The sequence below is a fragment of the Moorena sp. SIO3I6 genome, from assembly GCF_010672095.1.
The window spans coordinates 1-6,397 of the sequence record NZ_JAAHHU010000271.1 but is presented as its reverse complement, the minus strand read 5'-3'; the positions used below and the strand labels follow the sequence as shown (position 1 = coordinate 6,397).

Annotated in this window: 8 protein-coding genes; 3 read left to right on the top strand and 5 right to left on the bottom strand. The window is 43.2% G+C overall.

What is annotated here, in order from left to right:
- Window positions 1-22: 22 nt before the first annotated feature.
- The gene (locus F6K49_RS33720) at window positions 23-244 is read right to left on the bottom strand and encodes a caspase family protein (RefSeq protein WP_293103650.1); all 222 of its coding nucleotides are present in this window, start codon (window positions 242-244) and stop codon (window positions 23-25) included.
- A 198-nt stretch (window positions 245-442) separates the two neighbouring features.
- Here F6K49_RS33720 and F6K49_RS33715 point away from each other — a divergent pair, with 198 nt between their 5' ends.
- Entirely contained in the window at window positions 443-847 is a 405-nt protein-coding gene (locus tag F6K49_RS33715) for a CU044_2847 family protein (RefSeq protein ID WP_293064589.1), read from the top strand.
- A 291-nt stretch (window positions 848-1,138) separates the two neighbouring features.
- Here F6K49_RS33715 and F6K49_RS33710 read toward each other — a convergent pair whose 3' ends face one another.
- Entirely contained in the window at window positions 1,139-2,722 is a 1,584-nt protein-coding gene (locus tag F6K49_RS33710; RefSeq protein WP_293103647.1) for a calcium-binding protein, read from the bottom strand.
- Between the two features lie 119 nt (window positions 2,723-2,841).
- Window positions 2,842-3,012 (bottom strand): hypothetical protein, encoded by a 171-nt coding sequence (locus tag F6K49_RS33705; RefSeq protein ID WP_293103644.1) that lies wholly within the window; start codon window positions 3,010-3,012, stop codon window positions 2,842-2,844.
- A gap of 558 nt (window positions 3,013-3,570) precedes the next feature.
- On the opposite strand from F6K49_RS33705, the gene F6K49_RS33700 reads away from it, so the two are divergent.
- Window positions 3,571-4,662, top strand: coding sequence for an IS4 family transposase (locus tag F6K49_RS33700; RefSeq protein ID WP_293103641.1), 1,092 nt, complete (start codon window positions 3,571-3,573; stop codon window positions 4,660-4,662).
- A 219-nt stretch (window positions 4,663-4,881) separates the two neighbouring features.
- On the opposite strand, the gene F6K49_RS33695 is transcribed toward F6K49_RS33700, so the two are convergent.
- Window positions 4,882-5,385, bottom strand: a complete 504-nt coding sequence (locus F6K49_RS33695; protein WP_075901003.1) for a DUF1772 domain-containing protein — start codon at window positions 5,383-5,385, stop codon at window positions 4,882-4,884.
- A gap of 32 nt (window positions 5,386-5,417) precedes the next feature.
- Window positions 5,418-5,831 carry a GFA family protein gene (locus tag F6K49_RS33690; RefSeq protein WP_075901005.1) on the bottom strand — a complete coding sequence of 138 codons (414 nt, stop codon included), beginning with the start codon at window positions 5,829-5,831 and terminating at the stop codon, window positions 5,418-5,420.
- A 328-nt stretch (window positions 5,832-6,159) separates the two neighbouring features.
- Here F6K49_RS33690 and F6K49_RS33685 point away from each other — a divergent pair.
- Window positions 6,160-6,397: hypothetical protein (locus F6K49_RS33685; RefSeq protein WP_293103638.1), on the top strand; the 238-nt coding region annotated here is incomplete at its 3' end.

The window sequence follows — 6,397 nt, the reverse complement described above, 5'->3', positions numbered from 1 at the left end:
TCATTTGGTTTGAACAATTGTACTATTGTTTTTTTAGCTCAGTCAGAGTGACTTTTGTTTTTTTACCAACGCGAATGGTATTATTCTGTTTATCCTTAACCGCCGGGAGTCGTGTTACTTTAAAGTCTCCATACTTCTCTAGTAATTGGGCTATAGCTTCTGCATCCCGCCCAGGTGCCGTTAAATTATTGAGGCGTTCATAGCTGTAAGTATTAATTCCTATTACTAAGGCATTCCGACTCATAACAACCAGCTTTTTAATGATAAATAAATAATTAATAGGAATACAATTGTTGTAAGCTATCAACCATTAGCCATAGGCTAAGCTACACCAAACAGCTTGTGAATAAAATAAGCTGACGGCTGACGGCTGACCGCTGACCGCTGACCGCTGTTCGCGTAGCGCTTAAGCTCAATACTTACATTTATTAAATACCATACTATGACACAATTAACGCCAATTCAGCTAGAGGATGGCACAATTATTTATGTTGAAGCTACAGAAGATTTAGACATTCCTACGGTAAGCAGCCCAGACAACCAAGACGAAGAGGAAGAGGAAGAAGAAGCCCTCACCGACAAGGGGATGAGTTCTCCTGAAAGGCTACGACGGCAAATAATACAACACGCTCAAACCATTGAAAGTACGATCCGGGCTTACACCATTATTGGCTTAAATGCGTTTAAGAAAAAGCCAATACCTAACGTTAAAAAAGTTACCCTAGAATTTGGGATAGAATTAGGGGGAGAAGCGGGGATTCCTTATGTTACCAAAGGGACGGCTAAAAGTAATCTCAAAATCACAGTAGAGTGTGAGCTTTCTAAGCAAGTTGAAACCAAAACTTAGTTAAAACAAATTACGCGTTCGCTTTTAGCGGAAGCGAAGCTTCATCGCTTGCAAGTAACTGAACCAGTTTCCGTTAGCCCCAGGGTAAACACATTTACCGATGGAGTGCGTAGGCATGTTCAAAGAGAGCGTACGCACTCCATCCTGAACCCCGCTTCACCCTATCCATACTTGGCATAGCGCATCACATTCAGGACTTCCGAACATCTCAATCCCCAGAAGTATTAGTTACATCGGGCAACCCTGATTTCAACACCTACCCCATGTGTTTCTTAGGAGTTAAGCCTGGTTCTAACTCATAAAGTTGGAAATGTTGTTAAGGGCGCTCTCACTTACCCCTTCTACTAAACCTATCGTGCTATTGTTTGCTTCGATAGTAGTTGCGCTAGGAAGTTGGGTGAATGACAGAGCCCCAAAGGTTAGACCATCATCTAAGAAGAATTTATCTATACCAACTTCAAAGTCAGTTATAAATTGACTTTGAGTACTTCTCAACACAAATATGTCGGCATCGGAACCACCAGTGAGAGTGTTCAGTGGACCATTACCTCCATCGAGTAGATCTTCACCATTACCGCCAACAAGGGTATCAACACCATTACCGCCAACAAGGGTATCAACACCATTACCGCCAACAAGGCTGTCATTACCATCACCACCTCGCAGCAGGTCATTTCCAGAGAGACCAGAAAGGGTATCGTTACCACCTTGACCATTGATAACGTCATCCGAGTTGTTGAAGCCAGAGGTGTTGTTATTTAAATCATTGAGGAAGGTTACTGTATTGGGATTAAAGACGGTGCTACGAAGTTGATTCGCATTAACAACATCAAAGCTATCTTGAATTGTCAGATCGTTATCGAACAGTATATTGCCGATGCCTTGTGAAAGGTTATCGAGATCCTCAAGATTAAAGTTTTTCAGAACCACCTTATCACTGCTATTTCCCTCAAAGGTAATCTCTAAGTCACTTCCATTCTGAGTGAGAAGTAAATTTTTTGCGGTCTGTCCTGAATCAGAAAACTCTATGATATCGACTTCGTCAATAACAGCTTGAGATGGGTTTGTCCCAGTGCCAACACCTCCGAAATCAGTAATAATGTCATTCCCTCCACCGAAGGCGTCAAATCTGTCTTGTCCACCACCTCCAATTGCAATGTCATTTCCAAAGCTACCAAAGAAGAAGTCATTTCCAGACCCACCATTAAGAATGTCATCACCTAGACCACTACTAAGAGTGTCATTTCCAGAACCACCGTTAAGGTTGTCGTCGCCAAATCCACCACGAATAGAGTCACTACCGTTCCCACCATTTAATGTCACATTAGGATTAGAGCTTGAGAATAAAATTCCATCGGCGTTGAGAGTATCATTGCCATTTCCACCATTAAGAATGTCATCACCGTCTCTTCGGGTCTCTAGAAGATCATCGCCATCTCCACCATTAAGAGTGTCACTAAGACCTCGGCTCAAGAGGGTATCGTTACCAGAGCCACCGTCAAGAATATCAGTTGAAGGTGTAAATCCAGTTCTTATTTCATTGCCATCTCCAAAGAGCTGATCATCACCATCTTCACCAAAAAGGATATTGGTACTTGAAACTCCACTTGTTCCACTAGAAAGAGTGTCATTACCATTCCCACCAAAAATAGTATCTGAGGCGGGTCCACCATCGAGGTTATCATTACCTTCCCCACCAAAAAGGATGTCATTGCCAAAAAAATCATCGATAATATCATTACCTCCCCCACCAATGAGAGTATCATTGCCACTTTGACCATTGAGAGTATCGTTGCCAAGTTGACCATCAATTAGATCACTACCACCTCCACCATTGAGGCTGTCGTTATTCACAGTACCTGAAATTATTGCCATGGTATTTCTCCTTGATTTAAAACAGTGATAAAAATCAAAACTTATGTTGCTGATATCAATAACAGCACCCTTAAATGACTGATCAATTCAGAACCGAAAGCTGGTTGACTGACAAAAGTTCACATAGGGCGATCGGTGCAGGAATCGGTGTAGCGGTGCGCTACCCTACGAACACTCATCCAAACCCACTGATGGAAGCATCTTTTCCCACTGATGGAAGGTGTTACCTTCTCAAATTGGCGACAAATGTCATATTCTGACTGGGTGACATTACTCAGACAGGATGACAAGCGAAAACTCCCGTATCTATAATGCCCTTCTTAGGTTATTGGGTCAATCCAAACAATGGGCTGATATCAGGTATCTACATACAAGGCGTCTCGATAGTAGTTGGACTAATTCACTCAGGTAGCGTAAATCTGACAAAATGGACTATGTACATCGACTCAAGTCCTGTGTTTGCCCAACCTAAACAGGCAAGGGGTCTCCCGTTATACCCGGAGGGTTAGCGGGAGGGGAATTGCCTGTTTAGGTTGGCTGATCGAGGCCACATTCCGCAGGTGCGATCGCACTCCATCCTGACCCCCGCCTTACCCTATCCATACTTGGCATAGCGCATCACATTCAGCTGAGGGGGCGACATGAGCCCTGAAAAGCTTACTAGATTCTGCTGCTTCACCCGATAGATTATGAGGAACGCACCACCCAAAACCTTTGATATTCATGTTTGTTACCCTAATATTTTCTCTTTAATTGTAAGTGCGATCGTGCTAAGTACAGGACAAAAGGGTTGAAAAGAAGAGCAGGATGGGGTTTCATCAGAATTGAGTGTATCCATCAAAAACCCCATGAATCAATATAGCGAATTGAAGAAAGCTCTGCACCCTTACTTCGGATGGCATGGAGCAAGAGTCTCGTTTTTGGCCCTGTTTCTGCTGGCATTGCTGAAGGTGAAAACAGTGAATCTAAGTGAGTTAGCCTTGGGTTTTGAAGGTAAGGCTAAACCGGAATCAAATTACAAGCGATTGCAAAGATTCTTTCGAGGCTTTGACTTAAACTATGAGGCGATCGCTAAAATAGTGGTCAGTTGGATGAAAATTCCTGAGCCTTGGGTATTGAGCATCGACCGCACCAATTGGCAATTAGGCAAGCATGTATACAACATTCTGACCCTAGGAATAGTTCATGAAGGAGTGGCATTTCCGGTATGGTGGTGGCTCTTGGAGAAGAAAGGAAACAGCAATAGTGACGAGAGGATGAGATTTATCGAAGAGTTTTATCGACTCTTCCCAGAGGCAGAGATTGCCTGTATTTGTGGCGTTCGCGTAGCGTGGCCAAAGGCCAATCGCGAGTTCATCGGTCAGGCTTGGGTGAGATATTTACTCTTAGAACCGAAAATGCCCTTCCGCTTAAGGATTCGTGAGAGTGATAAAATTCAACGTCAGGGTCAACCCTTAGCTGCGCGGGTAGTTTTTGCTCACCTGAAAAAGGGTGAATCTCAACGACTCCAGGGAGTCTGTCGAGTCTGGGGATACCCCGTTGCAGTGGAGGCTTTACGCCTTGAGGATGGTAAATTGCTGGTGGTCATCGCTCCCACCGATGCTAGTGAGGGCATCATCTCCGATTATGCTCAGCGTTGGGGCATTGAAACCCTGTTTGGCATTTTTAAAACCCGTGGCTTTTGCCTCGAATCCACTCATTTAACCGACCCACAACGTCTGCGAAAACTTTTTGCTCTTTTAACCTTAGCCTTGTGTTGGTCGATGCGCATGGGTTTATTTCTTCATCAACTTCGTCCTCTTACTCTTAAGAAACATGGACGTAGGGCTAAAAGTTTATTCCGTCTCGGTTTTGATCATCTTCGTCACCTTGTTCTTCATCCTCAATCCTTTCATCCGTTTGATTTCCGCCACTCTTTGCAATTTTTGTCCTGTACTTAGGCGATCGTGTTATACTAAGTAAAAAAATATAATCAAAAAAACGTAATTAATCATGACAGCAAATAGCACTAAGCGAAAATCGACTCATAGAAAAAGTTAAAAAACTGTCCCTTGAACAAATATAACAATAATACAGGATATATAGGGTTTTTCGTAGCTATGAGAAACCCTATAGTCTTATTAAAGCGGATTTGGGTACAGACCCCAGATCCAACTTCTTCAAAGTCTGAGTAATAGAATTATTAACAGGCTAGATACCAGGCTGGCAAAGGTTGTCCTGATTGAATTCCATAGGAGCCAACGTGGTTCAAAGTCCATACGAGCCGCTTTTTGTGCAGTTTCATCCATCTCGTCAATATTCAGCGTTTGCAGTTTGTTATTCAAGGGTATGTTAATGGTGAAAGTCGGCAATTGAACAACTAGAAGGTAAGCAAGCACCGCTAAGATTATGAGCAGACGCTCCGCTCCCTCCAATTGCCCGATGCCAAGTATCCCTGAAGCCATTAGAGCCAAGATTGAACCCACCCAGACCAACACAAAAATCGGCTGATTATTCTGAATAATGCCATCCATTACCTGAAAAGCTCGGATAAACTCCCGGTCACTTAAAGTCTTGATACCCGGCATGACTACTACAGCAAAAGCAAACACGAAGCCTGCTACCAGAGAACACAGCAATGTAGCCAAGATCAATGTAATCTGAAAAACTCCTTCTATTGACATGGGAAAACCTCGTCTGTTCTATTGATTCCGAACTATTCTTCCATTTCTTTAAGGGATGCCATGAACTCGGAGCCAGTGAGTCGAGGATGATTACCTGCGAGATCATACAATGCAGGTTTCTTGTCAATGTAAATTTCCCTGGCAAGCTTAAATGGCTTTAAGTCGTCAAAAGTACCCATCCAAAGCACATACAGGTTTGCCTCTTTCAAGTGATAAAAAAGATTCGTGCCACAACGGTTACAGAAACCGCGTTCTGCCCACTCTGATGAATCAAATCGAGTGATGTTCTGCTCACCGTTAAAGCTGACCTGACCAACACTCACTGCAAAACCCGGTCCACCATTCCATCGCAGACAGATATCACAGTGGCAACTATGAACGTCCGTCTCTACCTCTTTGGCGGCATATGTGACAGCACCACATAAACAACGTCCTGTAGCTTCCATTTGAACTTCCTTAAATTGGTGATCAACTTAAAGCTTACATTTAATCAGCTTTCTTGCAGGGATGAAATTGTTACTGGCGGGTGTGCCTTGGGGTGTGCCTTAGGGTAGGTGGGGGCAGTCTGGATGGGGGATTCTATTGATGCACCAGACTCAAAACCAGATCTCAAGTGATTGGACATGGTTTGCAGGATTTTTGCGGAGCGTTCCACAAAATTAAATGAATTTTTCAGAGAATTCAAAAGTCTTCCCTAGTCCCATTAGACTCAGATCTTGAGCAGATGACAACGTACTATATAGCGTTTATCATAACTATGAGGTACACATTGTTTTGACTTATTCACTATTATCTGCTCCCTGCTTCCTGCTCCCTGTTCCCTGTTCCCTGCTCCCTAAAATCTATATATTTGTACCTCATGAGTTTTATTATTGCTATAATACCCACAAGACTTTTGAGGGATTTGAGATGGCATGGAACTCTTCTACTTCCAGTTCGCCCAATACAGATAATGGGCAAACATCCTTGCATAAAGAAGAATTCTACACAAATCTGAAGAGCAACAGTCTGA